Here is a 16667-nt window from a genome sequence, read left to right on the forward strand (position 1 = left end):
CACGAGCCATGCGCCGGCCACGCTCCGTGCCGTCAGCATATGTTGACGACCATCCCGTGTCAGCATATGCTGACACCATGGAATCCTCACTCCAGGTAGCAGAGGGCGCTGCCAGCAACGATCCTGAGGTCGGACTGCGCGCGGTCGCCGCGCTTCGCGCCCTCGCCGAGCGCTTGGAGCTGCTTCAGGTCCGGCAGGCGCGGGAGCTCGGCTGGTCGTGGCAGGAGATCGCCACGCGCCTCGGCGTCACCAAGCAGACCATCCACCGCAAGTACGGCCGTGTGATCGGGGGCTGATGATGTTCGAACGCTTCACCGACACGGCCCGCGGCATCGTCGTCCGGGCCCAGGAGGATGCGCGCCGGCTCGGGCACGACTTCATCGGGTGCGAGCACCTGCTCCTCGCGGTAGCGGCGGCCGACGAGCCGGCCGGCGCCGTCCTGCGCGGCTCGGGCATCACGCCCGAGAGCGTCGAGGCGGAGATCCTGCGCACCGTCGGGCGAGGCCCGGCAGCCGACCCGCTGAGTGGACTCGACCGGGAGGCGCTGGCCTTCATCGGCATCGACCTGGACGTCGTCCGAGCCAGGATCGAAGCGGCCTTCGGTCAGGACGATCTCACCCGAGACCACCTCGCCGCCCGACGCGGCAGGCGACCCGCGCGAGGTAAGGGGCCGCTGGCCGAGATTGCCCGCCGCGCCCGCCGCAGACGGCGCCGCAGCGACGAGCCCCTGGTCGCTGGCTCGGCCTCCTGCGCTCACCTGCGGTTCACCTCGCGGTCGAAACAGAGCCTGGAGCTCGCGCTCCGTGAGGCGAAAGCGCTGCACGACAACTACATCGGCGTCGAGCACCTCACCCTCGGTGTGCTTGCAATGCAGGAAGGCACCGTTCCGGGGATCCTTTCGGCGCTCGGCTCACCGGCCCTGTCGCTGCGCGCCGCCGTCCTCGCCTCGTATCGCAAGGCGAGCTGATCTGCGCTCCCGCCATGGACCGACGTTACGAGGTTCCGACGGGAGAGGTCCGTCCACTCACGGCGCGCTGGGAGGAGGCATCATGCCTCGCACCGAGAAGCCGCCGTCGCACTCGACCACGGCTCCCGTGGTCGCGGCGGCGTTGACGCGCGATGCGAGCTGGACGAAGTGGCCTGTGTAGTCCGCCGGCTCGGGCAGGAACTGCAGCGGCAGCAGGGCGCGCGCCAGCTGGTCGAGGTCAGGCATCGAGTCCAGAGTGCGGTCGGCCATGCCCATCGCGCCGGGCCCGCGGATGTCGGTGCGCATGAAGCCCGGTGCGACGCCGTTGACGCGGACGTGGGGTGCGAGCTCGAAGGCCAGCTGTTCGACCAGGCCGACCACGGCGTGCTTCGAGGCGGTGTAGACGACACCGCCGATGCCGGCGTTTCGGACTGCCAACGAGGCCGTCAGCACGACGCTGCCGCCTGATGCGATGAGGGCGTCCACCGCGGCCTTGATGCCGAGGATGTAGGCCTTGACGTTCACCGCGAACAGCTCGTCGAAGCCGCGGCCGAGGGCCTCCATCGGAGTGTCGACCAGGCGAGCGCCATAGTCGAACAGGCCCGCGTTGCCCACGAACGTGTCGAGCCGGCCGAACGCTGACAGAGCCGCGGCGACGGCACGCTCGTTGTCGGCAGCAACGGTGACATCGCCCACTACTCCCACCACGCTGCCGCCGTGGGCGGACTCCACGGCGGCGACCCGCTCCGGGTTCCGGTCGAACGCGAGCACCCGTGCGCCCTCTGCGACGAACCGGTCCACCAGGGCACGCCCGAGCCCCGACCCGGCGCCCGAGATGAGCGCCACGTCACCTTCCAGCCAGCCCATACTGTCCTCCCTTGTCGTCCGCCGGCAGCGCGCCGGCTGAGCCTTCGACCACCTCGAGTGCACGCAGAGCCAGCGCCACCGGGTCTGCCTCCAGGAGAGGCTCATCCGCCTCCAGGAGATGTTCAGGTCCTCCCGAGGCCGACCGAACGGCCGCGAGGTCGTCGGCCTGACGCGGGGTCGTCACGGCTCCGCATGAGCTGCGCAGCCTCGCGGCCTCGCGGAGCAGGACGGCGGCGGCACGCGGGTCGGCCTCAGCCAGGACGGCGGCGGCCCCGACGAGCGACTCGGCGACACCCAGGTGGTCCCCCATGTCGCGTCGGAGCTCGAGCGCGACGCGGTGCAGCCGGGCCGCCTCCGGGACCCGGCCCGCGGCCAGGCTCACGCACGCCAGCCCCCACATGCTGTTGGCGCGATGGCGGGGGGCGGCCTCCGTCACGGGGTGCTCCTCACCCGCGCGGAACTGGTCAGCAGCCGTCTCCAGCCGGCCGCGGGCCAGGGCCACCACGCCCAGGACCCATCGCGGAAAGGTCGATCGCATGGCATGCCCGAGGGTGGTCATCGCCAGCGCGGACTCCGCCAGCCGTTCGGCCGCGGCGTGGTCCCGCCGCTCCAGAGCGATGCAGGCCTGCGTGCAGAGCACACCCGCGATCTCGGCAGGTGCCGCCAGCCCTTGTGCGACGACGAGGGCCCGGTGCACGTCCACGTCCGCCTCCGGGAAGCGGCTCTGCCGAAGGAGGCTCTCCGCCCGCAGGCGCAGCGAGCTGGACAGTGTCCTGCGGTTGCCGAGGTCCTCGGCCAGCTCCACCGCCTCCGAGGCGAGCCGCTCGGCAGTGGCCAGGTCGCCGGAGAGGAGGGAGACCCAGCCGAGCTCGCACAGCAGCAGGGGCCGGGCCGACAGGTCGCCGATCGTCGAGGCGAGACCGAGCGCCCGGCCATAGAGATCCATCGCCTGCTCGTAGCGGCCGACCCACAGGTCGATCTCCGCACGCGAGCCGAACAACAGGCGCAGCAGCTGGTCGTCCTGGGCGTGCTCCGCGGAGAGGATCGCTCGGTCGAGCAGGTCACCCGCCTCGTCCTGCCGACCGCGGCTGCCCGACGCGATCGCGAGGCTGCGCAGTATGCCGGCAGCCACCCTCTCGTCGCCCGCTCGCTCGGCATGTCCCAGGGCTTCCTGCCAGAGCTCCTGCGCGCCGTCGAGGTCGGATCCCCGGAAGGCGACATACCCCAGCCCGGAACGAGAGCGCGCGAGGGTGACCTCGTCGTTGTGACGGGTTGCGATCTCGACCGCGCGCTGGAGACACTCCTTCGCGGCGGTCGTCTCGCCCTTGAGGATCAGGAGGTTCCCGAGGGCGGCCAGGGCCGGTCCGCGGAGCGGTTCGTGGAGGGGCTCGGACCCATCGGGCAGGTCGAGAGCCTGACGCAGGTGGGCGACCCCAGCGCTCCAGTCCCCGTGCGAGACCCAGAACGGCGCCATGGCCGCAGCAGTGCGGATCGCGCCGTCGGTGTCCCCCGCGCTCACGGCGGTGGCCAGGGCCTGACGGATGTTGTCCAGGTCTGCCAGCAGGTCGGCTCTCGCCTGAGCGTGCCCGCGCAGGCCGAGGTCGTGGCCGAGGGTCTCGGCGCGGCGGGCGAACCACTCACGGTGGCGCGCGGCCAGCTCGTCGGCCTCCCCCGACCCGGTCAGCTCTAGGCCGGCCAGCTCATGCACCGAGTCGAGCATCGTCCACCGCTCCATGTCGTCGCCGGAGGACAGCAGGGAGCCGCGACGCAGCCGTCGCAGCAGCTGCGGGACGGACCGTTCGCTCAGAGGTGGCACACCGCATACGGCTCCGGCTGCCTCGATCGTGCCGGTGCGCGCGAAGGCGGCCAGGCGGGCGAAGAGCAGGCGCTCGTCGGGACCGAGCAGGTCCAGGCTCCACTCGAGAGCTGCTCGAAGGGTCTGGTGACGACCTGGCGCGGTGCGGCGACCGTAGGTGAGCAGCGAGAAGCGGTCCGACAGCCCCTCGAGGACCCCGGTGAGGGAGGTGTCCGCCAGCGCTGCCGCCGCGAGCTCGATGGCCAGCGGTAGGCCGTCGACGTGCCGCACGATCGTTGCGACGTCGGCCGCGTTCGCGTCGGAGACGCGAAAACCGGGGCGTACCAGTGCCGCTCGCTGCTCGAACAGGCGGACAGCGGCGTCCGCCCCCACATCCTTCGCCGTGTTCGCGGCTGCGGGGTCGGGAACGGGAAGCGGGTTCAGCCGCCAGACGACTTCGCCGTCGATAGCAAGGGGCTCCCGGCTCGTGGCAAGGACTGCGAGGTGCGGGCTCCGCTGAGTCAGCTCTTCGGTGAGGGCCGCGACCGCGTCGAGCACCTGCTCGCAGTTGTCCAGCACCAGGATGGCGGACTTCCCCGAGAGGTCATCGATCACCAGGTCCTCGAGGCTGCGCCCCGGCACCTCCGAAACCTGGCGGACGGCAGCGATCGCGCTGGCTACGGCCTGCCGATCCGTCGCTGCGGCCAGCTCCACCAGCCAGGCGCCATCGTCGAACTCGTCCATCACGTCGAACGCGACCTGCACCGCCAGGCGCGTCTTGCCCACCCCGCCCAGCCCGACGACGGTCACGACCCCCGTCTGGCGAATGAGGTCGGCCAGGCCGCGCCGCTCGTCGTCACGGCCCACGAAGGCCGCCCTGTGGAACGGCAGGTTGTGCTGGACCACGCCGTGGACCCGCAGCGCCGGGAACTCGCGTTGAAGCTCGGGATGGCACACCTGGAGCAGGCGGGCAGGCGCCGTGAAGCCTCGGAGCTGGAAGGACCCGAGCACTGACAGCGTCACGTCCGCCGGCAGGTCCGCCGCCACCGCGGTTGCCGTGGCCTCCGACAGCAGGATCTGGCCGCCGTGCGCCGCCGCGCAGATCCGCGCGGCCTGATGGAGCCCGAGCGAGACGTAGTTGTCCCCCGTCGGCGCCGCCTCCGCGGTGTGCAGCCCCATCCGCACGCGGATCTCGGCACCAGGCGGCCACGGGTGGGCCCACAGCGCGCGCTGGCCGTCGACACACCCGCGCAGAGCCTCGGCGGCGTCGTCGAAGGCCATCACGAGAGCGTCGCCTTCGGTGGCGACCTCGACGCCCCGATGGGCAGCGAAGGCCTCTCTGAGCAGGCCCGTGTGGATGGCGAGAAGGCCGACGTAGTCATCGCCCAGCTCCCGGAAGAGCCGCGTGGACGACTCGATGTCAGTCATGACGAACGTGACAATCCCGGCAGGCAACTGGCGTTGTGCCTCAGCCGCCTGCACCGTGGGACTGTCCAACACGCCTCCGACCGGCGACTCGCCGTCATGACGAGGTTCCATAAGGTCCGGTTGAGACGAAAGATAGCCCGGGGACGGCGCGGCCGTACGCGGATTCGGCTTGCAGCGCGGCCTCGGCGTCCGGGGTGCGGCCTCAGAAGCATGCCGTCGACGGAGCCGGGATCAGCACGTCATGGATGTCGCATAACGGCCGGTTCCATGCGCCCCCGACCAGCGCATACTGATGGTGTCTTCTCGTGCAGGAGGTGTTCTGTATGTCGATCGAGAGGACCGAAGAAGAACAGCTGTCGATGGCACGGCACCCCGACATCGTTGCGCTCCGTGAGCGCTACGAGGTCGCGTCCGAGACGTCGCTGGCATGGCTGGCGGAAGGGCTCACCTTCCTCGCCGGCGCGTATGCGGCGATCTCGGCGTGGATCATCGGGTTCAACGCCACGGCATCCTCACTGACGGCCACCAACCTGGTCGTCGGCATCGCGATCACGATGCTGGCGTTCGGGTTCGCGACCAACTACGCCCGCACGCACGTGCTCAGCTGGGTGACCCCGCTGCTCGGTGTGTGGCTGATCATCTCGCCCTGGGTCGTCGCAGGTGTCAGCACCACGACGGCGATGATCCTCAGCAACGTGATCGTGGGTGCAGTCGTGGTCGCGAGTGGAATGGCGGTCATGTCGATGCCGATGCCGATGATGCGCCGACGCGCCTGACGCGTCGGACGCGTCCGACGACAGCGAGAGGCTCCGCCGGCCCCGGCGGAGCCTCCACACATCAGATCGGCCTACGAGATCCAGCCCCGACGGGATCGCGTAGGCATGACTCCATGATCTGCCGACGAAACCCACCCTCGGCTGGATTCCGTAGGCCAGGTGCCCCAGGGCCACCCTGCCGGACGCGGTAGGGCCTGGGACCCAGCGTTCGGTCAGCTCACGGCATACGGCTGCCTGATGATGGTGCGCAGCCTCTCCGGCGCCGACCGGCGGGGATCTCCGATGTAGATCTCGTGGTGCTTGTGGCTGTGGCCCGGGCCATCGAAGGTGAACCCCTGCTCTCGGATGAACTCGTGCAGTCGGGCGATCGTGGGCGCCTCGGTGGCGTACGGCCCTACGTGCAGCACCTGCGCGGCGGCGCCTTCCTCGAAGGAGACCAGCCTCAGCTCCGCGGCAGCGGCGATGGACTTCGTAGCCACAGCCTCCTGCGCGAGGCGTGCAACGAGGTCAGCGGTCACGGCGTCGGGTTGGCGGATCATCATGGTCCAGTCCCACGCCGACTTGTCACCTGTCAGAAACGTGCTCATGTCCTCGGCCCACCAGAGCCCTTCGAGCGGGGAGACCTTGACGTCCGGGCCGCCGGCCTTCTTGACGGCGAACTTGGCTGCATAGGACACCGAGTACAACGCCTGGACCGCCGCGGCATAGGCCGGGCTGGTGTTCGGGTCGCCGTGCCCGTCGAGGCACAAGAACGTGAGGCGTGGCACCCGCACCAGCCGTGGTGTGGTCGTGGCGCGGTACAGCCGGTCGATGTGCTCGCTGTCAGCCGTGATCGTCATGAGTGCCTCCTGCTCACCAGGCTGCTGGGCGTCGGTTGAGCGCGCCAGGGACGAAATGCCCATGATCAAGACCTCATCAGATCAGCTCGAAGTCTGCGGCCTCGTATCAGGCGGAGCGGTCTCGAGGATGAGGGTGGCCGGGTTGCCTGGCTCGCCTCGGAGGTCGAGGCTGGTGCTCATGGAGATGCGTAGGCTCGGACGCCTCGGACACCAGAGCTCGGTACTCATCTACGGCGCGGCGGCTCTGGGCGAGGTGTCCCAGGACGTGGCCGACCGGTCGATCCAGGAGGCACTCGACGGCGGCATCAACCACTTCGACGTGGCGGCCAGCTATGGCGATGCCGAGCTGCGCCTCGGACCGTGGATGCCGCAGATCCGGGACCGGATCTTCCTGGCGACCAAGACGGGCCAGCGCGCCAAGGACGCCGCCTGGCAGGAGATCAACGCCTCGTTGGAACGGCTCCAGACGGACCGCGTCGACCTGCTGCAGCTGCACGCGATCGGCGACCTGGCCGAGCTCGACGCTGCCACCGGGCCCGATGGGGCGCTCGAGGCGGCGGTGCGCGCACAGAGCGAGGGCCTGGTCGGCGCGGTCGGCATCACCGGTCACGGTCGTGATGCGGCCGCAACCCACCGAGAGGCCTTACGTCGCTACCCCTTCGCGACGGTGCTGACGCCGCTGAACCCGGTGCTCTGGCGCACCGAGCAGTTCCGCACCGACTACACGGCCCTCGTCGAGGAGGTCCGCCGCCAGGACGCGGGTCTGATGACGATCAAGACCGTCTCGCGTCGCAACTGGCCGGACGGCGCCGATCACTCGCACACGACCTGGTACGAGCCCTACCACGACCAGGAGCGCATCACGGCGACAGTGTCCTGGGTCCTGTCCCACACGGAGGTGACGGGCATCGCCACTGCTGGCGACGTCGGTCTTCTCGGCATGACCCTCGAGGCCGAAATGAACCGCGTCCCGGTTCCGGAGGCCGAAAGCCAGCTGGTCGGCGACGAGGCCTACGCATCGCCGTTCATCTCGATGCCCTTCTGACCCGTCTGGCCGTCACACCCGCCAGACCCGCGACACCCGCGAGACACCTCAGCCCAGGTGGACGCCGTCGCGGCCCTCTGATTCTGCTCCGCATTACAGAGCAGAATCAGAGGGCACGGCGAGGGACCTGCTCGCTACTCGATGACCTGTCCGTCGGGTGCGATGAGGTGGCCCTGCCGGGCCTTGCGCAGCTCGGTCTCGTTCCGGATCTCGCGGAAGCGCTGGTCGGTGAGCGGGTACTTCCAGAAGATCAGCATCGCGATGGCGGCAGCGAGGGCGGGCAGGAGACCGATGGTCACCCGGATCGCCAGGATCGCCGAGTCGGGCTGATCCGGGTTGGGCACTGCGGCCGACGCCGAGACGTAGCCACCGAAGGCGAGGGCCGCGGCGCCCACCGCGCCACCGATCGACTGGGTGATCTTGCGCGTGAAGGAGAACACCGCATACGTCGCTCCCTCGGAGCGCGAGCCGGACCTCCACTCGCCGTACTCGACCGTGTCGGCCTCCAGGCCGAACATCACGGTGTTGATGAGGGCGGCACCGATTCCCTTGACTCCCATGAAGATCAGCGCCGGCGCGATGGCACCCGTGGGAGTGAAGAAGAGAGCCAGGCCACCGCCGACCGTGAACAGGCCACACCACTGGAAGAGCGCCTTCTTGCCGAACCGGTCGACCAGCTTCGGGATGAAGGGAGCCGCGACGATGGAGATGCCGCTGTTGACGAGCGTGACCGGGCCGAGCCACATGATGTCGCCCATGACGTACTGCGCGTAGAACGCCGAGGCGCCGCCGACCGCGAACAGCCCGACGAGGTAGAAGAAGCTCGAGGCGCAGAGGTAGCCGAGTGGGCGGTTGTGCCGCAGCGTCTCCCAGGTGTCGCGCAAGGACACCCGCGGCTGGGTCCTGACGACCTGCTCGCGACAGAGGAAGAACGTGATGAGGTATGCCGCCGTCCCCACGGCGACGAAGAGCAGCGTCGTCTGGGTGAAGATCGCCTGGGCCTGCTCCCGGTACTCCGCGGGCGAGATCGTCTTCCGCTGCGCCTTCAGGTCGGAGATCTGGGGCGCGATGATGTACGTCAGTACGACGCCGCCGACCGCACCGCCGAAGAATCGCGATGCCACGAGCTTGGCGCGCTCCTTGACCGACTGGGTCATCGCCGAGGCGAGGGAGCCGTAGGGGATGTTGACGAGCGAGTAGACCAGTCCCAGAGCGGCATACGTGACGTACGCGTAGAGCAGCTTCGCGCCGTCGTCGATCGACTCGGGCATGTGGAAGGTGAGGAAGCTGAGGAACAGCAGCGGCACCGCGCCGAAGAGCAGGAAGGGGCGGAACTTGCCGAAGCGCGTCATGGTGCGGTCGACGAGGCGCCCGGCGAAGACGTCGGCGAAGGCGTCCCAGAGCCGCACGACGAAGAACATCGTGGCTACCGCCGCGGCCGAGAGCCCGGCGACATCGGTGTAGTAGTAGAGCAGGAACGCGGTGCTGAGGGAGAAGGCCAGGTTGTTGGCGAAGTCGCCGAAACCATAGCCCGCGACCGAGCGCTTGGGCAGCCGCTCGTCGATGAACTTCTGAGCGATCTGCTCTGTGGTGATGGTGGCCATCAGCCGAACTCCTTTGTGGGCCAAGGCATTTCTGCCGGGTAGTGCCTCAAGTACAGGGCCCCTGGGCCGCGTGCGGCAATCAGTTGCCGCTTGTTGCCGGTGATCCGCCGGCGACGACGGAATCCGGCTGTGTCACAGTGCTGCCCGGCGCTCGATGTCCTCGACCTGGCCGGCCACCACGGTCGCGAGCGACGGGTCGATGCCGAGCCAACCGAGGACAGTAGTAACAGCCTCGTCGACCGACCCTCCGGCCAGTGCCCGGACCTCTTCAGCCAGCGCGTCGGTCACCGGTGCCCCGTGTCCGCGCAGGTGTGCGACCCACGCGGCGACGAGCCGCGTGGCGCCTGAGGCCGACCGGCCGGCGGCGAGCTCGGCTCGGATGACCGGGACGGCGCGGATCCTGACCTTCTGCGAGCCGTCGGCGGCTATCTGGGCGAGCAGGTGGCGAATGCTCTTGTTGCGGAAGCGGTCGAGAAGCGCCGATCGGTAGTCGATGATCTCGTGGGCCGGCAGCTCCAGATGCGGTGTCGCTGCGTCCCACCATTGCTCGACCCACGACCGCACCGTGGGGTCGTCGATCGCGTCAGCGACGGTCTCGTGCCCCAACACTGACCCCGCGTAGGCCATGAGCGAATGGGAGCCGTTGAGCAGCCACAGTTTTCGCTGCTCGAAGGGCCGCACGTCGTCGACGAACCTCGCGCCAGCATCCTCCCAGCGCGGTCGGCCGGCCGGGAAGTCACCCGCCAGCACCCACTCGGAGAATGGCTCGGTCGGCACCGGAGCCGCGTCGTTGTGGCCGGTCTGCGCCGCGGCCTCCTGTCGGTCGGACGCGGTCGTCCGCGGCGTGATGCGGTCGACCATCGTCGTCACGAAGGACACGTGCTCGTCGATCCACGCCGCGACGGACGGGTCGACCTGGGCCGCAAGGTCGCTCACGATCCGTGAGACCATGGCGCCGTTCTCGGGCACGTTGTCGTTGGGCACGACCGCGATGGCGCCCGCGAGTGCCGCACGTCGCGCGAGCAGCCCTGCGACGAGCCGACCGGGTGTGGTCGTGACCACGCCGTTGACTGGATCTGCCTGCAGCGCAGCGATATCCGTGGCCACATCCGTCGAGTCGACGTCCAGGGACCCGTCGGCTCGGCGACGGTAGCCTGCCTCCGTGACCGTCAACGTGACCACGCTGACCAGCGGGTCGGCGAAGTAGGCGCGCAGCTCCGCCAGATCGGCACCGGGGTGGACCGCACTCAGGCTGGACACGACTTCGGCACGGGTCCCCTGCGGCCCCTTGACGAGCAGCGTGTAGAGCCCGTCCTGGGCAGAGAGCGCGTCGGCAACGTCGGCGGACCGGCCGGTGAAGGCAGCGATCCCCCACTCCCCCGCGTCCGAGGCATGCTCCGTGTACCAGGCCGCGTGCGCGCGGAAGAAGTTGCCGACCCCGAGGTGCACCTGGCGCACCGGCGCCGCCGGGCGCCCGGCGACCGAGCGGCTCAGCGCGTGAGGGGCCCCAGCGGACAGCGCGGGTTCGCCGCGCTCGGGTGCCGCGGCATACGACGCCTCGGAGCTCGTGGAGCCGGTCACAGCTTGAACGCCTTCCGCGGGATGCTCGTCACCAGGTCGACCGCAGTCTCGGCCGCCTCGTCCTCCTCCAGCCGGTGCTCGACGACGAGCTGCGCGAGGTATGCCGCGTCGAGCCGTCGCGACATGTCGTGCCGTGCCGGGATGGACAGGAACGCCCTGGTGTCGTCGATGAACCCCGACGTCCGGTAGAAGCCCGCCGTCTCGGTGACGGCACCACGGAACCGGCGCACCGCCTCCGGAGCGTCGAGGAACCACCACGGGGCGCCGACGAAGACGCTCGGGTAGAAGCCGGCCAGCGGCGCCAGCTCCCGCGAGAAGACGGTCTCGTCGAGGGTGAAGAGGACGAGATGAAAGCCCGGCTCGGTCCCGTAGCGGTCGAGGAGGGGCTGCAGGCCTCGCGTGAACTCGGCAGCGACCGGGATGTCGTGGCCCGTGTCGGAGCCGAGACGGCGCGCGGTCGGGCCATGGTGGTCGCGGTGCACGCCCGGGTGAAGCGTCATGACAAGGCCGTCCTCGACCGACATGCGCGCCATCTCGAGCAGCATGTGCCGGCGGAACGCGGTCGCCTCCCGCGGGCTGGCGACGCCGCGCAAGGCCCGGTCGTAGATGGCGGCCGCATCCGAGGCGGCGAGCTCGAGAGTCACGGCGTCGGCGTGGCTGTGGTCTGCCGACACCCCGCCCTGCTCGATGAAGAAGCGGCGCCGGTCCTCGAGCGCGGCGAGGTACCCGGCATACGACCCGGTGTCGATGCCGCTCGCCCGGGCCAGGTCGGTCATCACGCCGGGGAAGTCGGGGCGGGCCGGCTCGAGGTACCGGTCCGGCCGGAAGGTGGGCACGACCCGGTGGCCGAAGCTCGGGTCGTCCAGGAGGCGACGGTGGTGGTGCAGGTCGTCCGCGGGGTCGTCCGTCGTGGCGAGGACGTCGATGCCGAAGCGACGCATCAAAGCACGTGGGCGGAGCTCCGGGGCGGCAAGGCGTTCGGCGATCGCGTCGTAGATCTGGTCGGCCGTCTCGGCCGTCAGCCGCTGGGTCACGCCGAAGACGTCACCGAGCACCGCCTCCATCCAGAAACGGCTGGGCGTGCCGCGGAAGGCAGCCCAGTGCTCGCCGAGCAGCCGCCAGGCCCGGCGTGAGCCGGCCTCGTCGAGGGGGCTGCCGACGCCGAGATCCTCGAGCGAGACGCCCTGAGCGTGCAGCAGCCGGAAGACATAGTGGTCGGGCGACACCAGCAGCGAGGTCGGGTCGTGGAAGCGCAGGTCGTCGGCGAGCCACTCGGCCGGCACGTGCCCGTGCGGGGAGACGATCGGCAGGTCCCGCACGACCGCATACAGCCGGCGCGCGATGGCACGAGTCGCGGGGTCGGCGGGGAAGAGCCGGTCCGGGTCGAGGACGAGGGGTGGGGCTGCTGCGACGGTCGTCATGCGCTCCATGGTCGACCGGCACGCCTCTGAGACGCCACGTGTTGCCACGAGTTGCCCGGGCGCCTTGTCACGTCGCAGGGCTGGGCGGACAGTGGGGCGCATGACCACGACCCAGCAGACCGGGCCGACGACGGCGCCGGCGCTCGATGAGGCGCCCGAGCAGTCGGCCCGGCGAGCGGCGCGGCTCGGCGACGAGCACGGCGTCCTGACCTCGGAGCAGGTACGCGGCTTCATCGCGACGCAGCTCGCGGCAACCGATGTCGATGGCAAGAGCGTGTGCATCCTCGTGCCCGACGGCACCCGCACCTGCCCGATGCCGCTCCTCGTCGGCGCCGTCCACGAGGCCCTGCACGGCAGGGTCAGCCGCCTGACGACCCTGGTCGCGCTCGGTACGCACCAGCCGATGAGCGAGGAGGCCCTCGGGAAGCACCTCGGCTACGAGCCGGGGCGGCTCGAGGAGACCTACCCCGGCATGACCGTGGTCAACCACGAGTGGTGGAAGCCCGAGACGTTCGCCGACCTCGGCACGATCCCGGCCGCGCGCCTGGCCGAGCTGTCCGAGGGGCGCCTGAGCCAGGACGTCCGCGTGCTGCTGAACCGCGCTGTCGTCGAGCACGACGTCGCGCTTGTCGTCGGGCCGGTGCTGCCGCACGAGGTCGTGGGCATCTCGGGCGGGAACAAGTACTTCTTCCCCGGCGTCGCCGGGCAGGAGATCATCGACGTCTCGCACTGGATCGGCGCGCTCATCACGTCAGCCGAGATCATCGGTACCACTGCCGTGACCCCGGTGCGGGCCCTCATCAACGAGGGCGCCGCTCTCGTGCCGGCGGAGAAGCTCGCCTTCTGCGTCGTCGGTGCCAGCGGCTCGCTCGACCTGCACTCGATCTCGTTCGGGGACACCGTCGCCTCGTGGGCCAGCGCGGCCCGGGTGTGCGCCGCGACCCACGTCCACTACCTCGACGAGCCGGTCCGCCGAGTGATCTCGATCATCCCGGCGATGTACGAGGACATCTGGACGGGCGCGAAGGGCTTCTACAAGCTCGAGCCCGCGGTCGCAGACGGCGGCGAGGTCATCCTCTACGCCCCGCACATCACCGAGATCTCGACGAGCCACCCGGAGATCAACGAGATCGGCTACCACTGCCGTGACTACTTCGTGAAGCAGTGGGACCGCTTCAAGCACATCCACTGGGGAACGCTCGCGCACTCGACCCACCTCGGGGGCGCCGGCACGTACGACGCCGAGACGGGCGAGGAGCGGATGCGGGTCAGGGTGACGCTGGCGACGCGGATCCCCGAGGACGTGTGCCGTGCCGCAAACCTTGGTTACGTCGACCCGGACTCGATCGACGTCGCTGCCGAGGCCGAGGCCGGGTCGTTCGTCGTGCCCGACGCGGGCGAGGTCCTCTTCCGGCTCCGCTGACCGGTCGAGCGGCGCACGACCAGCCGGACCGGCATGACGATCGGCTCCCGGCTCGGCACGGCGCCACCGACCATGGCGACGAGGTTCCGCACGCCGGTCGTGCCCATCGCGTGCAGGGGTGCCGCGACCGTGGTGAGCTCCGGCTCGGTGATCTCGGCGAGAAGCGTGTTGTCGAACCCGACGATGCTGACCTCGCCGGGCACCGCGACCCCCAGCCGGAGCAGCCCCTTGAGGACGCCGATGGCGATGACGTCGTTGTAGGCGATGACGGCGGTGGCGCCCTGTTCTGCGACCTCGCGGGCCTTGCCGAAGCCGGCCTGGACAGTCGGGGTGTTGGACGGTCCGACCCGCCGCAGCCGGATGTCGAGCTCGTATGCCGCCTCGCGCAGCGCCTGCCAGCGCGTCCCGTCCGTCCAGCTCGCCTCCGGCCCGGCGACGTACGTGATGGAGTCATGGCCGAGCTCTGTCAGATGCTCGACGGCGCGGCGCACACCTCGGGCGTTGTCGACGAGGATGCTCGGCACCTCGGGCAGGCGGCGGTTGAGCACGACGACGGGCTTCTGCTTGGCCATCATCCGGATCGCCTGGTCGGACATGCGCGAGCTCGCGAGCAGGACCCCCTCGACCGCGCGGAGCTCGCGCTCGGTCCACTCGCGCTCGAGCTGTGCGTCCTCCTGCGTGTGGGAGAGAAGGACCGTGTAGCCGAGCTCCCCGGCCGCCTCGTGCGCACCGCGGATGATGTCGGCGTAGAAGGGGTTCGTGATGTCGGTGACGACCAGGGCCAGCGACCTGGTCCGCGAGGTGACCAACCCCGGGAGTGCGCCGGAGCGGTAGCCCAGCGCCTCGGCTGCCTCGAAGATCCGGGCCGCCGTCTCCGCGTTGACCCGGCCCGGCCTCGCGAAAGCCCGTGACACCGTCGAGGCCGCCACCCCGGCAGCCTGCGCCACGTCGTAGATCGTGGGACGACGGTCCATCTCGCCAATCTAGGAACCATGGCAACTGGTGGCAATCGCTCGCCCCCGTGCGCGGATGGGTGACTCAATGGAAAGAACCCCGACCGCTTCACGAAAGGCCTCCGATGCTGCGCCCCCAGGACACGACCACCCGAGAGACCAAGCGCCTCGACGGCATCTGGGCCTTCCGGCTCGACGTCGGCGCGGAGGGCCGCGAGGCCGGCTGGTACCGCGGAGCCCTCCCCTCGCCGCGCGACATGGCCGTCCCGGCCAGCTTCAACGACCTCACCGCCGACGCCGCGGTCAGGGACTTCGTCGGCGACATCTGGTACCAGCGCACGGTGCACGTGCCGCGTGGCTGGGCCGGCCAGCGTGTCGTGCTCCACCTCGAGTCGGCCACCCACCGCGCGATCGTGTGGGTCGACGACCACGAGGTGGCGAGCCACGAGGGCGGTTACACACCGTTCGAGGCCGACATCACGGAGTTCGTCGCGCCCGGGCAGCCGGTCCGCATCACGGCGCTCGTCAACAACACGCTGAGCTTCCAGTCCATCCCGCCAGGGGTGATCGAGCAGACCCCGTCTGGACCGGCGCAGCGCTACTGGCACGACTTCTTCAACTTCGCCGGCATCCACCGCTCGGTGTGGCTCGTCGCCACCCCTTCGGCCCGGATCGAGGACGTCACGGTCGTCACCGGCTTCGAGGGGACAACCGGTTCCGTCGACTACCGCGTCGAGGCTGCGGAAGCCGACGGGCTCGAGGTCTCCGTCGCGCTCGTCGACGCCCTCGGACGTGAGGTGGCCTCCGGACGCGGCTCGACCGGGTCTCTCAGTGTCCCTGACGTCCACCTGTGGGCGCCGGGCCACGGCTACCTCTACGACCTCGAGGTCCGCCTCGTCGACGCTGCGGGCGTTATCGTCGACAGCTACCACCAGCCCGTCGGGATCCGCACCGTCGAGGTCCGCGGCGCGGAGTTCCTCATCAACGGAGACCCCTTCTACTTCAAGGGATTCGGCATGCACGAGGACCACGCGACCATCGGCAAGGCGCACAGCCCCGCCCACCTCGTCCAGGACTTCGAGCTGCTCGAGTGGATCGGTGCCAACTCGTTCCGCACGTCGCACTACCCCTACTCCGAGGACGTCCTGGACTACGCCGACCGCCACGGCATCGTCGTCATCGACGAGACGGCTGCGGTCGGGCTCAACATGGGTCTCGGCGGCGGGATCTTCGGCGGGCAGGGCTACCAGACCTTCTCGCCGGAGACTGTCAACGACACCACCCGCGAGGTGCACGCCCAAGCGATCCGAGAGCTGGTCGCCCGGGACAAGAACCACCCCAGTGTCGTCGTATGGTCGATCGCGAACGAGCCGGAGTCCGACACGCAGGGCGCCGAGGACTACTTCCGCCCGTTGTTCGATGTCGCGCGTCAGGCCGACCCGACGAGGCCGGTCGGTTTCGTCAACGTCATGCTCTCGCCCCACGGGACCTGCCGCGTCTCGCAGTTCGCGGACGTCCTCATGCTCAACCGCTACTACGGGTGGTACGTCAACACCGGCGACCTCACCGGCGCCGAGCTCGCGTGGACGGCCGAGCTCGCGGGCTGGGCCTCCGAGGGCAAGCCGATCATCATCACCGAGTACGGCGCCGACACGCTGGCCGGCAACCACTCGCTGACGCCGCAGCCGTGGAGCGAGGAGTACCAGGTCGGCTACCTCGAGATGAACCACCGGGTCTTCGACGCCTGCGATGCCGTCGTGGGCGAGCAGGTCTGGAACTTCGCCGACTTCGCGACAACCTCCGGGATCATGCGGGTGGACGGCAACAAGAAGGGCGTCTTCACCCGCGACCGACGGCCTAAGGCCGCCGCCTTCGCGCTCCGCCGCCGCTGGCGTAAGGACGCCTGACGGCCCCCGCAGCGACACGGCATACTTCATCCAACCGGCACACCGTCAAAGTCCTTCTCCT

The 16667-nt window shown here is 69.9% G+C and carries 13 protein-coding genes; 6 read left to right on the plus strand and 7 right to left on the minus strand.

Features of this window, described 5'->3' with window-relative positions; translation table 11 throughout:
• Nucleotides 1–77 precede the first annotated feature (77 nt).
• Entirely contained in the window at nt 78–296 is a 219-nt protein-coding gene (locus ACYVLP_RS11935) for a helix-turn-helix domain-containing protein (RefSeq protein WP_460627563.1), read from the plus strand.
• Nucleotides 296–967, plus strand: coding sequence for a Clp protease N-terminal domain-containing protein (locus tag ACYVLP_RS11940; protein WP_460627564.1), 672 nt, complete (start codon nt 296–298; stop codon nt 965–967). The genes ACYVLP_RS11935 and ACYVLP_RS11940 overlap by 1 nt, the downstream gene beginning before the upstream one ends.
• 57 nt (nt 968–1024) lie before the next feature.
• Here the strand turns inward: ACYVLP_RS11940 and hcaB are convergent, their stop codons facing one another.
• Entirely contained in the window at nt 1025–1834 is an 810-nt protein-coding gene (hcaB, locus tag ACYVLP_RS11945) for a 3-(cis-5,6-dihydroxycyclohexa-1,3-dien-1-yl)propanoate dehydrogenase (protein WP_460627565.1), read from the minus strand.
• On the minus strand, nt 1815–5057 hold the full coding sequence (locus ACYVLP_RS11950; RefSeq protein ID WP_460627566.1) for an ATP-binding protein: 3243 nt from the start codon (nt 5055–5057) through the stop codon (nt 1815–1817). The genes hcaB and ACYVLP_RS11950 overlap by 20 nt, the downstream gene beginning before the upstream one ends.
• A gap of 323 nt (nt 5058–5380) precedes the next feature.
• On the opposite strand from ACYVLP_RS11950, the gene ACYVLP_RS11955 reads away from it, so the two are divergent.
• A complete protein-coding gene (locus ACYVLP_RS11955; protein ID WP_460627567.1) occupies nt 5381–5833 on the plus strand; it encodes an SPW repeat protein in 453 nt (150 codons plus the stop codon).
• A 212-nt stretch (nt 5834–6045) separates the two neighbouring features.
• Here the strand turns inward: ACYVLP_RS11955 and ACYVLP_RS11960 are convergent, their stop codons facing one another.
• The gene (locus ACYVLP_RS11960; RefSeq protein ID WP_460627568.1) at nt 6046–6735 is read right to left on the minus strand and encodes a GyrI-like domain-containing protein; all 690 of its coding nucleotides are present in this window, start codon (nt 6733–6735) and stop codon (nt 6046–6048) included.
• A 115-nt stretch (nt 6736–6850) separates the two neighbouring features.
• On the opposite strand from ACYVLP_RS11960, the gene ACYVLP_RS11965 reads away from it, so the two are divergent.
• Complete coding sequence (locus ACYVLP_RS11965; protein ID WP_460627569.1) at nt 6851–7717, plus strand: aldo/keto reductase; 867 nt, start codon at nt 6851–6853, stop codon at nt 7715–7717.
• Nucleotides 7718–7851: 134 nt separating this feature from the next.
• Here ACYVLP_RS11965 and ACYVLP_RS11970 read toward each other — a convergent pair whose 3' ends face one another.
• The 3 genes from ACYVLP_RS11970 to uxaC all read right to left on the minus strand — a co-directional run bounded on the left by ACYVLP_RS11970 (nt 7852) and on the right by uxaC (nt 12323).
• A complete protein-coding gene (locus tag ACYVLP_RS11970; protein WP_460627570.1) occupies nt 7852–9321 on the minus strand; it encodes a glycoside-pentoside-hexuronide (GPH):cation symporter in 1470 nt (489 codons plus the stop codon).
• 132 nt (nt 9322–9453) lie between these two features.
• Entirely contained in the window at nt 9454–10902 is a 1449-nt protein-coding gene (locus tag ACYVLP_RS11975) for a mannitol dehydrogenase family protein (RefSeq protein ID WP_460627571.1), read from the minus strand.
• Nucleotides 10899–12323 (minus strand): glucuronate isomerase, encoded by a 1425-nt coding sequence (gene uxaC, locus ACYVLP_RS11980; protein WP_460627572.1) that lies wholly within the window; start codon nt 12321–12323, stop codon nt 10899–10901. The genes ACYVLP_RS11975 and uxaC overlap by 4 nt, the downstream gene beginning before the upstream one ends.
• Before the next feature lie 100 nt (nt 12324–12423).
• On the opposite strand from uxaC, the gene ACYVLP_RS11985 reads away from it, so the two are divergent.
• The gene (locus ACYVLP_RS11985; protein ID WP_460627573.1) at nt 12424–13746 is read left to right on the plus strand and encodes a lactate racemase domain-containing protein; all 1323 of its coding nucleotides are present in this window, start codon (nt 12424–12426) and stop codon (nt 13744–13746) included.
• Here ACYVLP_RS11985 and ACYVLP_RS11990 read toward each other — a convergent pair.
• Nucleotides 13650–14720 (minus strand): LacI family DNA-binding transcriptional regulator, encoded by a 1071-nt coding sequence (locus ACYVLP_RS11990; RefSeq protein WP_460627574.1) that lies wholly within the window; start codon nt 14718–14720, stop codon nt 13650–13652. The two genes, ACYVLP_RS11985 and ACYVLP_RS11990, sit on opposite strands and share 97 nt — an antisense overlap.
• Nucleotides 14721–14824: 104 nt before the next feature.
• On the opposite strand from ACYVLP_RS11990, the gene uidA reads away from it, so the two are divergent.
• Nucleotides 14825–16606, plus strand: coding sequence for a beta-glucuronidase (uidA, locus tag ACYVLP_RS11995; RefSeq protein ID WP_460627575.1), 1782 nt, complete (start codon nt 14825–14827; stop codon nt 16604–16606).
• Nucleotides 16607–16667 lie beyond the last annotated feature (61 nt).

It is taken from the genome of Intrasporangium mesophilum (genome assembly GCF_054783095.1).